A 19784-nucleotide genomic window follows, 5' to 3' on the forward strand; every position below is an offset into this window, starting at 1 on the left:
GGCGCACGGCCGGTGGGCCGCGCGCGGCGCCCGTACGTCCGGGCCCCGCGCGGGGGCGGGGCGGACGCGCTCTACCGCTCGGTGTCCGGGAGGGGCGGGCGGTAGCCGGGCTGTCCGAGGCGGCTGTGGCCGCGGCCGTACAGGAAGTAGACGACCAGGCCCAGGGCCAGCCAGGCCCCGAAGCGCCACCAGGTCTGCACCGGGAGGTTGATCATCAGCCAGATGCAGGCGAGGACCGAGGCGATCGGCAGCCACGGCACCCAGGGGCAGCGGAAGGAGCGGGGCAGGTCGGGGCGGGTGCGGCGGAGGACGATGACACCGATCGAGACCACCACGAAGGCGAACAGGGTCCCGATGTTGACCAGCTCGGACAGCTCCTCCAGCGGGATCAGCCCGGCCAGCACGGTGACCACCAGGCCGAGCAGCAGGATGGCCTTGGACGGGGTCTTGTAGCGCGGGTGCACCGTGGAGAAGACCCGCGGCAGCAGGCCGTCGCGGCTCATCGCGAAGAAGACCCGGCTCTGGCCGAGCAGCATGATCATGGTGACCGAGGTCAGACCCGCCACCGCGCCGACGTTGATGATGTCGGCGAAGACCTCCTGATTGACCGCCTTGAAGGCGTCGGACAGCGGTGCGTCGCTGGACAGCTCGGTGTACTTCTGCATACCGGTGACCACGATCGACACCGCCATGTAGAGCACGGTGCAGATGAACAGCGAGCCGAGGATGCCCCGGGGCAGGTCGCGCTGCGGGTTCTTGGTCTCCTCGGCCGCGGTGGCGACGATGTCGAAGCCGATGAAGGCGAAGAAGACCACGGCGGCGGCGGTGAAGATGCCCATGACGCCGAAGTCGGTCGGGGTGTACCCGAACAACGCCTGTACCAGGGGGCTCTCCCCGCCGGATGCACCGACGGTCTCCTGGGCCGGCGGGATGAACGGCGAGTAGTTGTCGGCCTCGACGAAGAACAGGCCGGCGATGATGACCACCAGCACCGCGGCGACCTTGATCGCCACGATGACCCGGGTGATCTCCGCGGACAGGTGCATCCCGAGCAGGATCACCGCGGTCAGCACCGCGACCAGCAGGGCGGCGGGCAGGTTGAAGCTCCATCCGCCGGTGTCGGCGCCGGTGAGCGCGTGCGGCAGGGTCCAGCCGGCGCTCTCCAGGAGTGACTGCACGTAGCCCGACCAGCCGACCGCGACCACCGCCGCGCCGAGCGTCAGTTCCAGGACGAGGTCCCAGCCGATGATCCAGGCCGGCAGTTCGCCGATGGTGGCGTAGGCGAAGGTGTACGCCGAGCCCGCCACCGGGACGGTGGACGCGAACTCGGCGTAGCAGAGCGCGGCCAGCGCACAGACGATGCCGGCCGCGGCGAACGAGAGGGCGACGGCCGGCCCGGCATTGTTCTTGGCCGCGGTCCCGGTGAGGACGAAGATGCCGGTGCCGATGATCACACCGACGCCGAAGACGGTCAGGTCCAGGGCGGACAGTGAGCGGCTTAGCGAGTGCTCCGGCTCATGGGTGTCGGCGATCGACTGTTCGACCGCCTTGGTGCGGATGAGGTCACGGGTCACTGACCGCGACTCAGGTGTGCTGCTCATACGGGCCTCCGATGGTCATCGGGGTCACCTTTACCCAGGATCGTCCGCTGTCGGCCCGATTTGGCGCAATTGCAGTCGGAAGGCCCTGCGCATGGCGGAGCGCGAGCACTCCGGACGGGCTCCGGACCGTTCGGGCAGGCGCCCCGGACGGGCTCCGCCCGGCTCGCGGGGGAACGCCCCGGACACACCGGAGGGCCGGGCCCGGGAACGCCGGAGGGCCGGGCCCGGACGTGGTGTCCGGACCCGGCCCCGGGTCGGTGCGTGCGCCGCCACGCCGTCGGCGGGTCAGCCCTCCGCGGGCGGCGTCCGGAAGCCCGCCAGGATCCGTTCCGCCGCGAGCGCCGCCGGCAGCGCGCCCTCGCGGACCTGCCGCTCCAGCTCCGGCACGATCGAGCGCACCACGGGATGGGCGTGCAACTGCGCCAGCAGCTGGTCGTGCACCATCGCCCACGTCCAGTCGACCTGCTGGCCGCGCCGCTTGGCCTCCAGCGCACCGGTGGCGTCCAGCACCTTGCGGTGCTGCTGAAGCCGCTCCCACAGCGTGTCGAGGCCGCTGCCGTCCCGGCCGCTGCAGGTCAGCACCGGCGGCGTCCACGGGGCGTCGGGGGCCTGCAGCAGCCGCAGCGCGCCCGCCAGCTCCCGGGCCGCCGCCCGGGCGTCCGTCTCGTGCGGGCCGTCCGCCTTGTTGACCGCGACCACGTCCGCGAGCTCCAGCACGCCCTTCTTGATGCCCTGGAGCTGGTCGCCCGTCCGGGCCAGGGTCAGCAGCAGGAAGGAGTCGACCATGTCGGCGACCGTCGTCTCCGACTGCCCGACGCCCACCGTCTCCACCAGCACCGCGTCGTAGCCGGCCGCCTCCATCACCACCATCGACTCCCGGGTGGCGCGGGCCACCCCGCCGAGCGTCCCGGAGGTGGGGGAGGGGCGGACGAACGCCGCCGGGTCCACGGCCAGCCGCTCCATCCGGGTCTTGTCGCCCAGGATGGAGCCGCCGGTCCGGCTGGACGTCGGGTCGACGGCGAGCACCGCCACCCGGTGGCCGAGACCGGTGAGCATGCTGCCGAAGGCGTCGATGAACGTCGACTTGCCGACCCCCGGCACCCCCGTGATGCCCACCCGCACCGCCCGCCCGGCGTGCGGCAGCAGCTCGATCAGCAGCCGCTGCGCCAGCTCCCGGTGGTCGGGCCGGCTGGACTCGACGAGGGTGATGGCCCGCGCGACGAAGGCGCGCGAGCCCTCCAGCACCCCGTTGACGTACTGGTCGAGATCGATCGTCCGGGCCATGGGTTCAGCGGCTCACAGCTCGTGGCCGAGGTCCGCCGCGAGCGTCCGCAGCAGGTCGTGGGCCGCGTCCGGGATCACCGTGCCCGGCGGGAAGACGGCAGCCGCCCCCGCCTCGTACAGGGCGTCGAAGTCCTGCGGGGGGATCACCCCGCCGACCACGATGGTGATGTCCTCGCGCCCGGCCTCGGCCAGCTCCGCCCGCAGGGCCGGCACCAGCGTCAGGTGCCCGGCCGCCAGCGAGGAGACGCCGACGATGTGCACGTCCGCCTCCACCGCCTGCCGGGCCACCTCGGCCGGCGTCTGGAACAGCGCCCCGACGTCCACCGTGAAACCGAGGTCGGCGAACGCCGTGGCGATCACCTTCTGGCCGCGGTCGTGGCCGTCCTGGCCCATCTTGGCGACCAGGATGCGCGGGCGGCGCCCCTCGGCCTCCTCGAACCGCTCGACCAGGTCACGGGTGCGCTGCACGGAGGCCGACGGCCCCGCTTCGTCTCGGTACACACCGGAGATGGTACGGATCTGGCCCGAGTGCCGGCCGTACACCTTCTCCAGGGCGTCCGAGATCTCCCCGACCGTCGCCTTCGCCCGGGCCGCGTCCACCGCGAGCGCCAGCAGGTTCCCGTCCAGGCCGCCGCCGCGCTGCGGACCCGCCTCGGCGGCCCGGGTGAGCGCGTGCAGGGCGTCCTGGCAGGCCGCCTCGTCGCGCTCCTCGCGCAGCCGGCGCAGCTTCTCGATCTGCCGGGCCCGCACCGAGGAGTTGTCGACCTTCAGCACGTCGATCTGCTCGTCGCTCTCCACCCGGTACTTGTTGACGCCGATCACCGGCTGCCGGCCGGAGTCGATCCGGGCCTGGGTCCGGGCCGCGGCCTCCTCCACCCGCAGCTTGGGGATGCCCGCGTCGATGGCCTTCGCCATGCCGCCGGCCGCCTCGACCTCCTGGATGTGCTGCCAGGCGCGCCGCGCGAGGTCGTGCGTCAGCTTCTCCACGTACGCGCTGCCGCCCCACGGGTCGATCACCCGGCAGGTGCCCGACTCCTGCTGCAGCATCAGCTGCGTGTTGCGGGCGATCCGCGCGGAGAAGTCCGTCGGCAGGGCCAGCGCCTCGTCCAGCGCGTTGGTGTGCAGCGACTGGGTGTGGCCCTGCGTCGCCGCCATCGCCTCCACGCAGGTGCGGGTCACGTTGTTGAACACGTCCTGCGCGGTCAGCGACCAGCCCGAGGTCTGCGAGTGCGTGCGCAGCGACAGCGACTTGGTGTTCTGCGGGTTGAACTCCTTCACCAGCTTCGCCCACAGCAGCCGCGCCGCCCGAAGCTTGGCGACCTCCATGAAGAAGTTCATGCCGATCGCCCAGAAGAACGACAGCCGCGGCGCGAAGGCGTCCACGTCCAGCCCGACGTCCAGCCCGGCCCGCAGGTACTCCACGCCGTCCGCCAGCGTGTACGCCAGCTCCAGGTCGGCCGTCGCCCCGGCCTCCTGGATGTGGTAGCCGGAGATCGAGATCGAGTTGTACCGCGGCATCTTCTGCGAGGTGTACGCGAAGATGTCCGAGATGATCCGCATCGACGGCTGCGGCGGGTAGATGTACGTGTTGCGGACCATGAACTCCTTGAGGATGTCGTTCTGGATGGTCCCCGCCAGCTTCTCCGGCGGCACCCCCTGCTCCTCGGCCGCCACGATGTACAGCGCCAGCACCGGCAGCACCGCGCCGTTCATCGTCATCGACACCGACATCCGGTCCAGCGGGATGCCGTCGAACAGCTGGCGCATGTCGTAGATCGAGTCGATCGCCACGCCCGCCATGCCGACGTCGCCCGTCACCCGCGGGTGGTCGCTGTCGTAGCCGCGGTGCGTCGGCAGGTCGAAGGCCACCGACAGGCCCTTCTGGCCCGCCGCCAGGTTCCGCCGGTAGAAGGCGTTCGACTCCTCGGCCGTCGAGAAGCCCGCGTACTGGCGCACCGTCCACGGCTGGTTCACGTACATCGTCGGGTACGGACCGCGCAGGTACGGCGCGATGCCCGGGTAGGTGCCCAGGAAGTCCAGCCCGGCCAGGTCCGCCGCGGTGTACAGCGGCTTCACGCCGATGCCCTCCGGCGTGTCCCAGACCAGCTCGTCGACGTCCTTGCCGGTGGCCTGCTGCCAGGCCGCCCGCCACTGCTCGCCGGTGGCCCCGGGAGCGGCGTCGCCGTCCAGCCCGATACCGGTGAAGTCGGGGATCATCGCGCCACTCCGATCTCGTCGAGCAGGGCGGCGAGGGCGGCGACGGCGTCGCCCCCCGCGAAGACGAACCCGTCCACGCCCGCCTGCTGGTACGCCTCACGCTGCTCACCGGGCCGCCCGGCGAGCAGCACCTGCTGCGCCCCGGCCGCCTTGAGCGCCCCGGCCACGGCCGCGGCGTGCTCGCCGTACAGCTGGTCGCTGGAGCACAGGCACGCCACCGCGGCCCCGCTCGCGGTGAACTCCCCGGCCAGTGCGGCCGGGTCGGTGCCCTCGGCGGACACCGTCTCGATGCCGCCCGCCTGGAACAGGTTGGCGGCGAAGGCCGACCGCGCGGTGTGCGCGGCGGCCGGGCCCATCGACGCGAGGAACAGCCGCGGACGGGCACCGGTGCCGGCCAGGTGCGCGTCGGAGCGGGCGCGCAGCGCCTCGTACGCCTCGGCGCGCCGGACGCGGGGCAGGCCGCCACCGGGGACCGGCGGGGCGGGCTCGCGGACCAGCGGCTGCTCGGCGAGGTGCGGGAACTCGCTGACGCCGGTGATCGGCTCGCGGCGCTTGGCCAGCGCCCTGGAGCGCTCCGCCCAGGTCGCGGCGATCCGCTCGCCGACCAGGCCGGAGCCCAGCGCGGACTGCTGGCCGCCGGCCCGCTCGATCTCCTGGAACCACGCCCAGGCGGCCCGGGCGAGGTCGTCGGTCAGCTGCTCGACGTACCAGGATCCGCCGGCCGGGTCGACGACCCGGGCGAGGTGCGACTCCTCCAGCAGGATCGACTGGGTGTTGCGGGCGATCCGGCGGGCGAAGGCGTCCGGCAGGCCGAGCGCGCTGTCGAACGGGAGCACGCTCACCGCGTCCGCGCCGCCGACGCCGGCGGCCAGGCAGGCCACCGTCGTGCGGAGCATGTTCACCCACGGGTCGCGCTCGGTCATCATCACGCCGGAGGTCACCGCGTGCTGCCGCTGGCCCGAGGCCTCGGGCGCGGCGCCGCAGACCTGCGCCACCCGGGCCCAGAGCCGGCGCGCGGCACGGAACTTGGCGATGGTGAGGAACTGGTCGGCGTCGGCCGCGTAGCGGAACTCCAGCTGCCCGAGGGCCGCGTCGACCGGCAGCCCGGCGGCGGTCAGCGCACGCAGGTAGGCGACCCCGGTGGCGAGCGAGCAGCCCAGCTCCTGGGCCGGGGAGGCGCCCGCGTCGTGGTACGGCAGGGCGTCGACGGTGAGCGCGCGCAGCCCCGGGTGGGTGCGGCCGCACCGCTCCGCCAGGGCGACGGCCTCGGCGAGCAGGCCGTCGGTGTCCGCCGCCCGGCCGGTGCGGGCCTGCAGGCCCAGCGGGTCGGCGCCCAGGTTGCCCGAGACGGCCGTGGCCGGCACCTCGCGCTCGGCGCAGATCCGCAGGAACTCCTCGGCGGCGGCGGTGAACCCGCCGCCCGCGTCGAGGACCACGGCGGCCAGGTCGAGGTACACCCCGCGCAGCGCGTCGCCGAGCGACTCCGGGGCCAGCCCGCCCGGGCCGACCTCCAGCCAGACCGAGGTGACGCCGTTCTCCAGGTCGGCGAGCACGGACTCGTTGGCCCGCCGGGCGTCGGGATCGGTGTGCCGCTGGCGCACGTCCCAGCCGGAGACCGCCGAGCCCTGCGGGCTGCCGCCCCGGACGAACGGCGGGAAGCCCGGGTAGCCCGCCTCGGCGGACCCCCCGTCGGCGGTGTACAGCGGACGCACCCGGAGGCCGTCCTGGAGTTCGGTGGTGAGCGCGTCCTCGGCCGGTGCACCGGTCGCGTGCTGCACACCAGACTTGCGCAGAACACCGTCGACGAGGCGCTGCCACTGCTCTCGGGTTGCATCCGGGAACTCGGCGGCCAGAGGAAGCCCTTCGGGCAGGACCGTCATGAGGGCAGGTTAGTGGGCGTTCGCATGGTCACAGCAGGTCCTGAGGGTGTGACCTTTCCCTCGCCCCGGCGGTTTCGCTGCACTCGGCGGCGCGCGGAGTGCAGCCGGGGCGGCCCCGGGGGCCGGTAGCGTGCCGTCATGACGATTCCCGTGGCACCCGTGACCGCAGCCGACCTCGAACGGGCCGTACGGCTCGCCGTCGACACCCTCCGGCAGGCCCCGCCGGCCACCGACTGGGACGCCCCGGCCGGCTCCCTGACCTGGACCTGCTGGGAGACGGTCGAGCACCTGGCCGACGACCTGTTCGCGTACGCCGCCCAACTCGGCCCGCGCAGGCCGCCGTTGACCGGCGAGGTGCCGTTCGTCTGGGAGGCGCGCCGACCGGGCGGACCGGCCAACGCGATCCATGCCGACCGCACCGCCGGGCCGGACGGACTGCTGCAGGTGCTGGAGGCGTCCGGCGCGTTCCTGGTGGCCCTGGTGCGCACCACCCCGGCCGAGGTCCGGGCCCACCACGGCTTCGGGAACTCCGATCCCGAGGGCTTCGCGGCCATGGGCATCGTCGAGACGCTGGTCCACACCCACGACCTGGCCGAGGGCCTCGGGCTGCCCTGGGCCCCGCCCGCCGACCTGTGCGCCCCCACCGTCGCCCGGCTCTTCCCCGACGCCCCGGCCGGCGAGGACCCCTGGCGGACCCTCCTCTGGTGCACCGGCCGGGCCGATCTCCCCGGCCGCCCCCGGCCCACCCGCTGGCGCTGGAACGGCGTCCCGGCGGCCGAGCGGGCTGGGGCCGAGCGGGCTGATGCCGAGCGGGCGGAGGCCGTGCGCGCCGACGCCGGGTGAGGCGCTGCCGGGTGAGGTGCTGCCGACGGGGGCCGGGGGCGGGGTTGGTTACGGGGGGGGTGGTTGCGGGGGTGGGGGTCGGGAGTGGGGGCGGGGGGCGGGGGTCGGGGGTCGGGGAGTGGCGCTGCGGGCCGTGGTGCGGGCCGGGTCAGCGGGGGGCGCGCGCGTCGGCGGTGCGGTGGCGCAGGGCCTCCTGGGAGTCGACGTACTTGAGCATCAGCCGGGCGAACTCCAGCCGGTCGCGCTCGGTCCAGTCGGCGGTGATCTGCTCGAAGGCCGCGCGCTGGTGACGGCGGAAGCGGTCCATCAGCTCCGCGCCCCCGGGGCTGAGGTGCAGGACGGTCCGCCGGCCGTCCTGCTGGGAGGCCGCACGGACGAGGTGGCCGGCCGTGATGCAGTCCGACACCATGCGGCTGGCCACCGACGGGTCGACGCCCAGGTGTTCGGCGACGGCGCCGACGGTGACCTCCCGGCCCTCCTCGCGGGCGCCGTCCTCGACGATCCGCAGGACCAGGGTGCGGCTCAGGTCCTTCTGCGGGATCGGGTCCTCGACCTCCAGGAGTGAGGAGCGCCGCAGCTTCCCGAACGCCGGGCCGACGGCGTCCAGCAGTTCCTCGGCCGTTCCCGCCTCGTGCTTCGTCATGGGGCCAGCCTAACCGGATGGCCTCGGGCATGCATGTGTTGACATGAAAACGTGTGCATGTGAGCATGCATATGTCTTCGAACACGGAAACGCATGGAAACCTGCAAGGAGTTCTCCTCATGACGACCCTCGTCACCGGCGCCCGCGGCAAGGTCGGCCGCGCCGTCCTCGACCGCCTGCACGCCGACGGCCACGCCGTCCGCGCCACCAGCGCCGACCCCGCCGGCTTGGACGTCCCGGCCGGCGTCGAGGTCACCGGCCTCGCCCTCGACCGGCCCGACGCCGGCGACGCCCTCACCACCGCCCTCCGCGGCGTCCGCACCGTCTTCCTCTACCCCCAGCCCGCCGGCGTCCGAGCGCTGATCAAGGCCGCCGAGGCCGCCGACGTCGAGCACGTCGTGCTGCTCTCGTCCGCCTCCGTCCTCACCCCGGACGCCGAGCACGACCCGCTGGCGCGCCACAGCCTCCTGGTCGAACGGGCCCTCGCCGACTCCGACCTGACCTGCACCTTCCTGCGCCCGGACGCCTTCGCCAGCAACGCCTTCGGCTGGGCGCACACCATCGGTCGGGGACTGCCGATGCAGCTGCCCCACCCCGACGCCCACCTCGCGCCCATCCACACCGAGGACATCGCCGACATCGCCGTCGAAGCGCTCACCGGCAGCTCGCTCACCGGCCGCAAGGTCGCCCTCACCGGACCCGAGTCGCTCACCTTCCGCGAGCAGATCGCCCTGATCGGCGAGGCCGTCGGCCGCGACATCCCCGTCGAACGGATCAGCCGCGCCGAGGCCGAGCAGCAGCTGGGCGAATACATCCCCGCCCAGGTGCTCGCCTCGCTGCTCACGTACTGGGAGGCGGCCGAGCGGGGCGGCCCGGCCACCGTCGCCGACACCACCCTGACCCTGCTCGGTCGCCCCGCCCGCACCTTCGCCCAGTGGGCCCGTGAGAACGCCGCGGCCTTCGCCGGGCGCTGACCGCCCCTCCGCCCCGCCTGCCCAGGAGCACCCCGTGGAACCCATCGGCTACTGGCTCAACCGCACCGACCGCGCGCTCACCGCCACCATGGACGCCCTGCTCGCGGACTCCGGCCTCACCCGGCTGTCCTGGCAGGTCCTCAACGTGGTCCGGGACGAACCGCGCAGCACCGACGCCCACGTCCTGTCCGTACTGGCCGCCAACGCCCGGCCCGACGCGCTGACCGCCGCCGTCGCGTCGCTGCTCGCCGGCGGCTGGGTCGAACGGCCCGCCCCGGACCGCCTCGACCTGACCGCGGACGGGCGCACCCGGCTCGGCGCGGTCTCCTCCCGCGTCCGCGCCTTCCGCGGGGCCGCGACAGCGGGCATCTCCGACGAGGAGTACCGCACCGCCGTGGACGTCCTCGAACGGATGACACGCAATCTGGAAGGTGCCGGCGGGGCCGACGGCGGCACCCGGGGCGGGGGCGGTACCGGGGGCGGGGGTGGTGGCCGTGGCGGTGCCGGGGACGGCAACGGTGGTGCGGTCGGCGGGGGCGCCTGACGCCCGGTTCGGTCCCGACTCTGGTGGAGCCGTGCGGGGGCGGCCACAATGCGGGCATGCGGAAACGGTTCGCGCTCGGCCCGGCCGTGGTGGCGGCGGCCGTGCTCGTGGCGGTGGCGGTCATGGCGGCGTGGGCGGGGTGCGGTGCAGGGGCGGAACCCCGTGCGAGCGGGCCGACGGCGCCGCCCGAACCGGTGCCGCCGCCGTTCGACCCGCTGGCGGACTGCGTCCTGGGCATCACCCCCTGGCTGCAGTCGACCGTCGGCGGCGGCACCGACCCCGGCGACTACCAGCACATGGGCCTCTCCAGCGCCCAGGGCGGCGCGCTGCGGGAACTCCAGCGGCAGGCCCGCGCGCTCATGGCGAAGGGCCCGCTGCCCTCCGGGTGGGTCGCCACGGAGGTCCAGCGGGCCTGTGCCGCGATCGTCGCGGCCCGGGCCACGGTCGGCGCGAAGCCGACGGGATGGCCGTAGGGCTCGTCTGGTCGTCAGGCCTTCAGATTTTCAGGCCTTCCGGCCTTGTGGTCTTCAGGTCGTCGGATGGTGTCAGTAGTAGTGCCGACGACCGCCCACGGCGTGTCCGACCGCCCCCATCACCCACAGCAGCAGGCCGATCAGCACCAGCACGAGGCCGATGGTCCAGAGCACACCGATGCCCGTCACCAGTCCGATGATCAGCAGGATCACACCAAGGACGATCATGGGGACCTCCTCCGTCCGACGAATCTTCGATTCTGCGAGCGCGTGTGTCCCGGATCCGTCCGCCTAAACACACAGGTGAGGCCGCTGCCTCGGCGAGCAGCGACGGATGGTGGCGGACGGTGTTCGGGGGCGCACGGCGTTCGGCGACCGGACGGCGTTCGGCCACGGCACACCGTGCGTACGGCGCACGGCGTTCGGCGACGCCACACCGTTCGGGTCCCGTACACCGTGCGCCGACCGTACGGCGTACGCAGCCCGCACGCCGCACGTCGTTCGGTCGGCGCACGCCGTGCAGCGTCCGCACGCCGTTCCGCAGCCCGCACGCCGTACGGCGCTCCGCACGCCGTGCGCCCGGCCTCAGTCCGCCAGTGCGCGGTGCAGGGCGGAGGTGAGCCCGGCGATCTGGCGCTGCGAGACCGCCGCGGACATGATGGCCTGCGAGCCGTGGAAGGTGCCCGGCCACTGGTGAAGTTCGACGGACACCCCGGCCTGCAGCAGGCGCAGCGCGTACTCGATGTCCTCGTCCCGGTTGGGGCAGTACTCGGCGGTGGCGATGTAGGCCGGCGGCAGGCCGGAGAGATCGTCGGCCCGGGCCGGGGCGGTTTCGGGGGTGCCGGGTGCGCCGCCCAGGCAGTGGCGCCAGGCGGCGGCGATCTGGTCGCTGTCGCACCACGGCACGTCGGTGAAGTGCCGGCGCGACCAGGTCCTCGGACGGTCGTCCAGGCCGGGCTGGTTGAGCAGTTGGAAGCGGATCGGCGGCCCCTGCCGGTCGCGCGAGCGCAGTGCCAGGGCTGCGGCGAGTCCGCCGCCCGCGCTGTGGCCGCCGACTGCGATCCGGTCCGGGTCGACGCCGAGTTCGGCGGCGTGTCCGGCCGTCCACACCAGGGCGGCCCAGGCGTCGTCCAGTGCCGCGGGGAACGGGTGCTCGGGCGCCAGGCGGTAACCCACCGACACCACCACGGCGTTGGCGTGGTCGGCGATCCGGGCGGCCCACGGGTGCTCGGTGTCGAGGTCGCCGTAGACGCCCCCGCCGCCGTGCAGCCAGACGAGCGCGCCCTGCGCCCGGCGCGGACGGTAGATCCGCACCGGTACGTCGGGCGCGCCCGCCGCGTCCGTGCCCTCCTCCGCGGCGGGAGCGCCGGGTACCGTGTGGTCGGTGATCTCCAGTCCGGCGGTGTCGGGCGCGGGTGCGCCGGCGGCGAGTTCGCCGAAGACCCGGCGCGCGGCGGCGGGGTCGTGCATGTCGATGCGCGGCAGGAAGGGCAGGAACGCTTCGAGTTCGGGATCCATGGCGACCATCGTGGACCGTCGCCGCCCGCCGGGTCGTCCGCCGTCCGTCGCGTACCGCGGGCGGATCGCGCACCGTTCGGCGGGCGCGTCCCGCCCTATCCTTCCGGCATGGAAGCACTGGCCGTGCGGCTCTCCGGACTCGATTCCTACGTGGACGGCGCGATCCGCATCATCGCGTTCTACGACACCCTGATGCGCCGGCGCGTGGACCTGTCGGCGCTGGTCCGGGCCTCGGCGGGGTTGGCCGAGTGCGCGGCCGGGATCCGGCTGCACGGCACCGGGCGGGTGATCCGCTTTGCGCCGGACGGCCGGTCGCCGTCGGGCCCGGAGGTGCCCGCGTCCACGACCACACCGGTCGTGCTCGACGAGGAGGAGATCGGCGCGGTCTGGCTGGAGCGGCCGGGCGCGCCGACCGCGCTCGACGACGTCCTGCTCGACCGGTTGGCGATCGCCGCCGCGACCGCCGTCGAGCGGTACGGCCCGGCCCGGACCACCATGGCCGATCCGGCGCTCGTCGAACTCGCCATCGGCGCCGACACCGACGAGGCCGCCCGGGCCCGCGCCCTGCGACTGCTGGGCTTCGCCGCCGACCGGTCGGTCCAGGTGGTGGCCGTGCGCTCGGAACTCCCGCTCGACCGGATCGGCGCCCTGGTCTGTCCGGGCCGTCCGGTGAAGGCGGCGCCGCTCGCCGGGGTGGGCGTCCTGCTGGCCGGCGCCGTGGACGAGACCCGATTCCCGCCCGGCGCCCGTGCGGGCATCGGCGCGGCCGAGAGCCCCGACCGCTCGTGGCAACAGGCCCGCACCGCCCTGCGCTTCACCACCGGGGGCCGTCCGGTCGTCCGCTTCGACGGGCTCGGGTCGCTGGCGCTGCTCGCCCGGGTGCCGGCGGACGGCCTGCGGGAGAACGCCGATGTCGCGGCGATCGCCCGGATCGCCGCCGGCCCGGACGAGTTGGAGACCCTGGAGGCCTACTGCGCCACCGGTTCGCTGCGCCGCGCCGCCGATCTGCTCCACCTGCACCACAGCAGCGTCTCGCGCCGGCTCGACCAGATCGCCAGGACGCTGGGCTTCGAACTCACCGAGCCCATCGGCCTGGTGCGGGCCACCCTCGCGCTCAACGCCTGGCGGCTGCTCGGCGACTGACGGCCGGTGGCCCACCTGGAAGGTACGGCTCCGGCGGTCGACGGCACAGGGGAGCGCCGACCGCCGACCGCCGCGCGGGCCCCGGCGGGTGTCAGGCCGCGCCGGAGGTGCGGACGAAGAGGCGGCCGCCGAGGTCCAGGCCCGAGACGCGGCCGTCCGCGTCGCGGCTGAAGAAGCCGCGCTGACCGGCCGACCGCCGCCGTCCGCCGTGCACCCCGCGTCCGACCGCTGCGCCGCCCCGCCGCGCACCCCGTGTCCGTGTAGCGGGTACGCCCGGCTCGGACCTGGGGCTCGGGCTCAGACCTGAGGCTCGGACCCCGGGGGCGGGGCGTCGGCGAGCTCCCGTTCGAAGCCGGACAGAAGTGCGTCGAGCGCGAAGTCGAAGCGGGCCGCGGCCCGGTCGTGGCCGGCCTCCCGGGCGGCGGTGACCAGGAGCGGGTACGCCTGCGGGTCCAGTGCGGCCATGCTGCCGGCCCCGTCGACGCGGCCCGCGCGGGCGGCGGCGTGTCCGACGACGAAGCTGGTCAGCGAGTAGAGGACGTCCAGGGCCCTGGGGAGCGGGAAGCCCGCCCCGTGCAGCATGCCCACCACGGCTTCCAGCGTCTCCAGGTTGCGGGGTGTCATGGCGGGCCGGGACAGCAGCACCGGGGTGGCGTGCGGGTGTGCGTCGAGCGCGGTGACCAGCGCGTGCGCGTAGGCGCCGAGGTCCTCGCGCCACGTGGCGGCGCCGAACTCCGGGGGCACGGCCTCGGCGACGACCTGCTCGATCATCCCGTCCAGCAGTGCCGTTTTGTTCGGCACGTGGTGGTAGAGGGTCATCGCCTCGACGCCCAGTTCGGCGCCGAGCCGCCGCATCGACAGGGCCTTGAGCCCCTCCTGGTCGACGAGCCGCAGGGCCGCCTCCAGGACGGCCTGCCGGGTGAGTCCCGCGCGCTGTCCGGGAGTCCTGTGGGCCGCCATGGCGCCCTCCTTCCGTGTCGGGCGCCCGGCCGCGCTCCGGTCGCGCTCCGGGCCGGGGCCCATGCCGTACGCGCGGCGGTTCCGGTCCGACCCGGCTCGACCCGATTGACGATTCTTACGGCGTAAGTATAGCGTCCGATGCAGCCTTACAGCGTAAGAATCGGGCTGCCCGAGAGGGAAGCTGCCCGAGGGGGAAGGGGACGAGAGGGCGATGAGCACCACCGAACTCGCCGAGGCGGGGGAACGGTCCACGCGGGCACCGGACGGCGTTGGTCCCGCCGGGGTCCGGCCACCGCGGGAGAAGGATGCGCGCGGGCTGCTCCGGCCGTACGCGCGGTGGTTCGCCGCCGTGGCGGTGCTGCAGGTGCTCGGCGCGCTGGCGGGGACGGCCCCCCTGCTCGCGGTCGTCGAGCTGGGCCGGCTGCTGCTCGGGCCGGGTCCGGTCGACCACGACCGGGTCCGGCTCGTGGTGGCCGCGGGCGCGGCCGGACTGCTCGTCAAGCTGCTGTGCACGGCCGCGGCGGCGGGGATCGGGCACCTGCTCGACGGACGGGTGCAGCTCGCGCTGCGCCGGCGGCTGGCCGAGCGGCTGGGGCGGATGCCGCTCGGCCGGCTGGCCCGGCACCGGAGCGGGGAGCTGGCCCGGCTGGTGGGCGAGGACGTCGGCGCCGTGCACCCGCTCATCGCCCACACCCCCGGCGAACTGGCCTCCGCCTTCGTGGTGCCACTGGCGTCGCTGGTCTACCTGTTCACCGTCGACTGGCGGCTGACGCTGATCACCCTGGCCCCGGTGCTCGCGGCGGTCGCGCTGGTCCCGCTGATGATGACCCCCGCCCGGCTGCGCGAACAGGCCGCCTTCGACGCGGCGATGGCGCGGATCTCCGGTTCCGTCGTCGAGTTCGTCCGGGGCATCGCGGTGGTCAAGGCCTTCGGCGGGGGCGAGCGCGCCCACCGCGAGTTCCGCGACGCCGCGGACGACTTCGTCGCCGTCTTCCGCCGCTGGGTGCACGGCATCTCCCCGATCGCCGCGGGGATGCAGCTGGTCCTCTCGCCCCCGTTCGTGCTGCTGACCGTCCTGACCGGCGGCGCGGCCCTGATCGCCGGCGGGGGGCTGCCACCGGCCGATCTGCCGCCGTTCCTGCTGCTGGGGCTCGGACTGACCGCACCGGTGGCGGCGCTCGGGCACGGCTTCGACGACATCCAGGCCGCCCGCCGGGCCCTCGGCCGGATCCGCGAGGTCCTCGCGGTGCCGCCGCTGCCGGAGCCCGCCGAACCGGTCGCGCCGTACGGCCACCGGGTGGAGCTGCGCGGCGTCCGCTTCGGCTACGAACCCGGCCGGGACGTCCTGCGCGGGGTCGACCTCGTGCTGGAGCCGGGTACGGTCACCGCGCTCGTCGGACCCTCGGGCAGCGGCAAGTCCACCCTGGTCCGGCTGCTGCCGCGGTTCGTCGACCCGACCGGCGGCTCGGTGCGCCTGGGCGGCGTCGACCTGCGCGAACTGGGCAGCCGAGAGCTGTACCGGCAGGTCTCCTTCGTCTTCCAGGAGGTCCACCTGCTGCGCGCCTCGGTCACCGACAACATCGCGCTGGCGGTGCCGGACGCCCGGCCGGAGGAGGTGGTGCGCGCCGCCTCCCTGGCGAACGTCCACGACCGCATCCTCGCGCTGCCGCGGGGGTACGCGACGGTGCTCGGCGAGGAGGCCGAGCTGTCCGGCGGTGAGGCCCAGCGGATCGCGCTCGCCCGCGCGCTGCTGGCCGACACCCCCGTCCTGGTGCTCGACGAGGCGACCTCCTTCGCCGACCCGCACACCGAGCAGGCGGTACGGCGCGCCCTGGACACGCTGCGGGCGGACCGGACCGTCCTCGTCATCGCCCACCGCCTGGAGACGGTCGTCGGCGCCGACAGCGTCGTGGTCCTGGAGGACGGAGCGGTCGTCGAGCAGGGCAGGCCGCGCGAACTGATCGAAGCCGACGGGAAGTTCGCAGCACTCTGGCGCTCCCGGCAGGCGGCGGACCCGGCGGCGGAGGGCGGGCGGCCGTGACGACGCAGAACCGGGCGGCCGTGGCCATGCACGCCCCGGCGGCCGCGACGCCGTACGCCCCTGCCGCCGTGGCCACGCGCGCCCCCGCGGCCGGCGTGACGTACGCCCCGGACGCACCGCCGGGGATAGCGCCACGCGCCCGCTTCCACCGACGAGGAGACGAACCCCGATGATCCGCACCCTGCTGCGCGTCCTGGGCCGCCGGCACGCCCGGCCGCTGGTCCGCACCCTCGCCCTGATGACCGCGACCGCGATCGTCGAGGGCCTGTCCTACGCCCTGCTGGCCCCCGTGCTGCGGGCACTGCTCGGGGGCACGCCCCACCAGGCCTGGCCCTGGCTGGGCGCGTTCGGGGCCGCGGTGGCCCTCTACGCGGTGCTGCGCTACCTCGGCGACCTCGCCGGGTTCCGCGTCGGCACCGCGCTGCTCCGCGGCGTGTACCACCGACTCGGCGACCAACTGGCCCGGCTGCCGCTCAGCTGGTACGGCGCGGCGCGGGTCGGGGAGGTCTCCGTCCTGGCCGGCCAGGGCGTCCTCCGGGCGATGGGCGCGATCGCGCACCTGCTGGCGCCGTTCGTCTCCGCCGCGGTGACCCCGCTGACGATCGTCGCCGTGATCCTCGCCCTCGACTGGCGGCTGGGCGCGGCCTCGCTGGCCGCCGTTCCCGTCGTGGCGGCGATCCAGGTCCTGACCCGGCGCTCGGCGGCGGCCGCGGACGCGCAGCGTGCCGCCCGCGACCGCGAGGCGACCGGACGGGTGCTCGAATACCTGCAGGCCCAGCCGGTGCTGCGGGCCGGCGGCCGGACCGCCGAACGCTTCCACCTCCTCGACGACGCCCTGCGGCAGGTCCGGTACGCCTCCCGCCGCTCCACGCTCGCCGCGCTGCCCGGTGTGCTCGGCCTGACGCTGACGGTGCAGGCGGTGTTCACCGCGGTGCTGGTGCTGGGCGCGTACCTCGCGCTCGACGGGAGCCTGGGGACCGCCGAGCTGCTGACGATCCTGGTGCTCGCCGCCCGTTGCGCGGATCCGCTGCTCTCGCTCGCCGAGCTCGGCGGCAAGCTCCGCGGTGCGCAGGGCGAACTGGCCAGGATCGACGCGGTGCTGCGGGCGCAACCGCTGCCGCAGGCCGCCGACCCGGTCGAACCGGCGGGCGGCGGGCTGGAGTTCGAGTCGGTCACCGTCCGGCACGGCGGTCGCACGGTGGTCGACGGCCTGTCACTGTCCGTCCCCGAGGGGCAGCGGCTGGCCGTCGTGGGGCCGTCGGGCGCCGGGAAGAGCACCCTGCTGCGGTTGCTCGCGCGGTTCCACGACGTGGACGCGGGCGCGGTGCGCGTCGGCGGGGCGGACGTGCGCGCGGTCCGCACCGAGACGCTGATGGCGCAGTTCGCCGTCGTCTTCCAGGACGTCCACCTCTTCGACGGCACGATCGGGGACAACGTGCGGCTGGGCCGCCCCGGGGCCACCGACGCCGAGGTCCGGGCGGCGGCGAGCGCCGCAGGGCTGGACGAGGTGATCGCGCGCCTGCCGCAGGGCTGGGACACCACCGTGGGCGAGGGCGGCGCCCGCCTGTCGGGCGGCGAGCGCCAGCGCGTCTCGATCGCCCGCGCGCTCCTGAAGGACGCGCCGATCGTGCTGCTCGACGAGATCACCTCCGCGCTGGACCCCGTCAACGAGGCCGCCGTCCACGCCGGCATCGAGAGGCTGACGGCGGGCCGGACGGTGGTGATGGTGGCCCACCGGATGCGCACCGTCCGACACGCCGACCGCATCGTCTTCCTCGACGCCGGCCGGATCGTCGAGGACGGCGGCCACGACGACCTGCTGCGCCGCGGCGGCCGCTACGCCGACTTCTGGAACCTCTCCCAAGCCCTCGCGGCGCCGGCACCGGTGGCGGGCCAGGACGCCCGACCTCATGGGTCGGCACCCGGCGCCCGCGGCTAGGTGCCCGAGCACCCGCGGACGTTCGGCGCCCTGGACAACCTCGGCCACCGGCGGGGCGGGGCCGGGGACCCGGCCGGAGCCGTGGCCGTCCTGGCGGAACCGCTGCGGCGGATGGGCGGAACGACGGCCCCGGACGACCCCGACGTCCGGTCCGTCGAACAGAGCCCGGCGCACTGGCGGTCGGCCGCCCGGGGGTCCGGACCGGGCCGGTTCCGGTCGTTCCTCAGCGCGCGCCGGCGACGGTGAGCTCCCAGCGGACCTCGCCGTCCTGCCACCCGTCGGTGGGGGCGAGTCCGGCCGCCGCGGCGACGACGGAGGAGGCCGCGTGGTCGGGGTGGACGTGCGCGACGACCGTGCACACGCCCTGCTCGCCGAGCCAGGCGACGAGGGCGCGGGCCGCCTCCGCGGCGAGGCCGCGCCGCTGCCAGGCCGCCCCCACGACCCAGGCGATCTCGGCCCGCGAGCCGTGCGGGTCGGCGGTGACGGTCGCCTGGACGGTGCCGGCGAGCCGGTCCTCGGCCCGCAGGTGCAGCACCCAGTTGCACCAGGAGACCGCGGGGTCGGGGGAGCCGGCGACCAGCCGCGCGTAGCGGGCGCGCAGTTCGTCCGGGCCGTCCGGGGCGCCGCCGATGAAGGTGTGCAGGGCGGGGTCGCCGAGTACGCCGGCCATCTCCTCGGCGTGTTCGACCCGCAGCGGCAGCAGGGTCAGTCGTTCGGTGCGGACGGTCCGGGCTTCGAGCATGGTCGGGCTGCTTCCTGGGTGCGGGGGCGGTGGTCGACGGGGCCTACAGCGGGGTGGCGGCCTTGAGGACGAGCAGCAGCGCGATCGTCGCGTTGAACGCGGAGAACGCGGAGGCCGCGGTGCCGGCGGCCGCCATCATCGCGGCGAGTCCGGCGGGGGAGTCGACGGGCGGCCAGCCCGTCGCCGGCGGCGGGGTCCGCAGCAGGGCGGCCACCCGGCGGGGGACCGGCCCGGCCTCGGCGAAGGCGGGGAGTCCGGCGGCGCCCGGGCCGGGACGGGCGACCAGGGCGGCCCGGGCGACCGCGCGGGCGGTCAGCCGGCGGTCGCCGACCGCTGCGGCGGCGTCCTCGTCGGCCCAGCGCTCGGCCCCGTAGACGACGGCGTCCTGCAGCGGGCGCAGGAAGGGGTTGGCGCAGGCGGCGAGCCGGGCGGCGAGCAGGTAGCGGTCGTGGTGGCCGGTCAGGTGCGAGCGTTCGTGGGCGAGCAGGGCGTGCCGCTCCTCGGCGGTCAGGTGGTCGTGCATGCCGGTGGAGACCACGATCCGGCCGGGGCGGCCGGGCAGCGCGAAGGCGTACGGCTGCTCGTCGGGCAGGACGGCGACGTCGGCGCGCGGGTCGACGGAGCGCAGCGCCCGCCGGGCGCGGGCCCGGATCCGGCGGTGGCGCCAGAGGGTGCGCAGGGCGGCCGTCAGCACCGCCAGGACGGCGACCACCGAGGCGGCGCCGATCACCTCGTCGAAGGGGACGGCGTCGCGGACGTCGGGGTCGGCCCATTCGTCCGGCAGCGGGTTGCCCGGGATCAGGGCGGTGCCGACGACGCCGAGCAGGCCCAGGCAGAGGGTGCTGCACAGGGCGAGGGCGGCGCCGATCACGGTGAGCAGGCGGGTGGCGGTGCGCGGGTGCAGGTGCTGTTCGGCGAGGCGGGCGATCGGCAGGGCCGTCAGCGGGAGGACCAGCGGGAGCAGGACGAACAGGCCCACGGG

General features: G+C 75.0%; 18 protein-coding genes. 7 read left to right on the forward strand and 11 right to left on the reverse strand.

Features of this window, described 5'->3' with window-relative positions; all coding sequences use genetic code 11:
* Positions 1–71 precede the first annotated feature (71 nt).
* The 4 genes from ACWGB8_RS14925 to mutA form a co-directional block, all read right to left on the reverse strand.
* Positions 72–1601 carry an amino acid permease gene (locus ACWGB8_RS14925; RefSeq protein WP_452213705.1) on the reverse strand — a complete coding sequence of 510 codons (1530 nt, stop codon included), beginning with the start codon at positions 1599–1601 and terminating at the stop codon, positions 72–74.
* Positions 1602–1886: 285 nt separating this feature from the next.
* Positions 1887–2885 (reverse strand): methylmalonyl Co-A mutase-associated GTPase MeaB, encoded by a 999-nt coding sequence (gene meaB / locus ACWGB8_RS14930; protein ID WP_452213707.1) that lies wholly within the window; start codon positions 2883–2885, stop codon positions 1887–1889.
* A gap of 12 nt (positions 2886–2897) precedes the next feature.
* A complete protein-coding gene (gene scpA, locus ACWGB8_RS14935) occupies positions 2898–5102 on the reverse strand; it encodes a methylmalonyl-CoA mutase (RefSeq protein ID WP_452213709.1) in 2205 nt (734 codons plus the stop codon).
* A complete protein-coding gene (gene mutA / locus ACWGB8_RS14940) occupies positions 5099–6982 on the reverse strand; it encodes a methylmalonyl-CoA mutase small subunit (protein ID WP_452213711.1) in 1884 nt (627 codons plus the stop codon). Before mutA ends, scpA begins: the two co-directional genes overlap by 4 nt.
* A 138-nt stretch (positions 6983–7120) precedes the next feature.
* Between mutA and ACWGB8_RS14945 the strand changes: the two genes are divergently transcribed.
* Complete coding sequence (locus ACWGB8_RS14945; RefSeq protein WP_452213713.1) at positions 7121–7825, forward strand: hypothetical protein; 705 nt, start codon at positions 7121–7123, stop codon at positions 7823–7825.
* Between the two features lie 148 nt (positions 7826–7973).
* On the opposite strand, the gene ACWGB8_RS14950 is transcribed toward ACWGB8_RS14945, so the two are convergent.
* Positions 7974–8468, reverse strand: coding sequence for a MarR family winged helix-turn-helix transcriptional regulator (locus ACWGB8_RS14950; protein WP_452213715.1), 495 nt, complete (start codon positions 8466–8468; stop codon positions 7974–7976).
* A gap of 119 nt (positions 8469–8587) precedes the next feature.
* Here ACWGB8_RS14950 and ACWGB8_RS14955 point away from each other — a divergent pair, with 119 nt between their 5' ends.
* Genes ACWGB8_RS14955 through ACWGB8_RS14965 form a run of 3 tightly spaced genes read left to right on the forward strand, consistent with a single transcriptional unit; the run spans position 8588 to position 10459 of the window.
* Positions 8588–9442 (forward strand): SDR family oxidoreductase, encoded by an 855-nt coding sequence (locus ACWGB8_RS14955; RefSeq protein WP_452213717.1) that lies wholly within the window; start codon positions 8588–8590, stop codon positions 9440–9442.
* 34 nt (positions 9443–9476) lie between these two features.
* Positions 9477–9986: a MarR family winged helix-turn-helix transcriptional regulator gene (locus tag ACWGB8_RS14960; protein WP_452213719.1), complete on the forward strand. Its 510-nt coding sequence runs from the start codon at positions 9477–9479 to the stop codon at positions 9984–9986.
* Positions 9987–10042: 56 nt separating this feature from the next.
* Positions 10043–10459, forward strand: a complete 417-nt coding sequence (locus ACWGB8_RS14965) for a hypothetical protein (protein ID WP_452213720.1) — start codon at positions 10043–10045, stop codon at positions 10457–10459.
* Between the two features lie 72 nt (positions 10460–10531).
* Here ACWGB8_RS14965 and ACWGB8_RS14970 read toward each other — a convergent pair whose 3' ends face one another.
* A complete protein-coding gene (locus tag ACWGB8_RS14970; RefSeq protein WP_452213722.1) occupies positions 10532–10687 on the reverse strand; it encodes a DUF6131 family protein in 156 nt (51 codons plus the stop codon).
* Between the two features lie 357 nt (positions 10688–11044).
* Entirely contained in the window at positions 11045–11977 is a 933-nt protein-coding gene (locus tag ACWGB8_RS14975) for an alpha/beta hydrolase (protein WP_452213723.1), read from the reverse strand.
* Positions 11978–12085: 108 nt separating this feature from the next.
* Here ACWGB8_RS14975 and ACWGB8_RS14980 point away from each other — a divergent pair, with 108 nt between their 5' ends.
* On the forward strand, positions 12086–13120 hold the full coding sequence (locus tag ACWGB8_RS14980; RefSeq protein ID WP_452213725.1) for a helix-turn-helix domain-containing protein: 1035 nt from the start codon (positions 12086–12088) through the stop codon (positions 13118–13120).
* Positions 13121–13211: 91 nt separating this feature from the next.
* Here the strand turns inward: ACWGB8_RS14980 and ACWGB8_RS14985 are convergent, their stop codons facing one another.
* Complete coding sequence (locus ACWGB8_RS14985) at positions 13212–13334, reverse strand: hypothetical protein (protein WP_452213727.1); 123 nt, start codon at positions 13332–13334, stop codon at positions 13212–13214.
* An 83-nt stretch (positions 13335–13417) separates the two neighbouring features.
* The gene (locus tag ACWGB8_RS14990) at positions 13418–14080 is read right to left on the reverse strand and encodes a TetR/AcrR family transcriptional regulator C-terminal domain-containing protein (RefSeq protein WP_452213729.1); all 663 of its coding nucleotides are present in this window, start codon (positions 14078–14080) and stop codon (positions 13418–13420) included.
* A 211-nt stretch (positions 14081–14291) separates the two neighbouring features.
* Between ACWGB8_RS14990 and ACWGB8_RS14995 the strand changes: the two genes are divergently transcribed.
* Entirely contained in the window at positions 14292–16121 is a 1830-nt protein-coding gene (locus tag ACWGB8_RS14995) for an ABC transporter ATP-binding protein (RefSeq protein ID WP_452213731.1), read from the forward strand.
* A gap of 169 nt (positions 16122–16290) precedes the next feature.
* Positions 16291–18060, forward strand: a complete 1770-nt coding sequence (locus tag ACWGB8_RS15000; RefSeq protein WP_452213732.1) for an ABC transporter ATP-binding protein — start codon at positions 16291–16293, stop codon at positions 18058–18060.
* 223 nt (positions 18061–18283) lie between these two features.
* Here ACWGB8_RS15000 and ACWGB8_RS15005 read toward each other — a convergent pair whose 3' ends face one another.
* Together ACWGB8_RS15005 and ACWGB8_RS15010 are read right to left on the reverse strand one after the other, a co-directional pair.
* Positions 18284–18802: a GNAT family N-acetyltransferase gene (locus ACWGB8_RS15005; protein WP_452213734.1), complete on the reverse strand. Its 519-nt coding sequence runs from the start codon at positions 18800–18802 to the stop codon at positions 18284–18286.
* Between the two features lie 43 nt (positions 18803–18845).
* Positions 18846–19781, reverse strand: a complete 936-nt coding sequence (locus tag ACWGB8_RS15010) for a M56 family metallopeptidase (RefSeq protein ID WP_452213735.1) — start codon at positions 19779–19781, stop codon at positions 18846–18848.
* Between the last annotated feature and the right edge of the window lie 3 nt (positions 19782–19784).

This window comes from Kitasatospora sp. NPDC054939 (assembly GCF_053610105.1).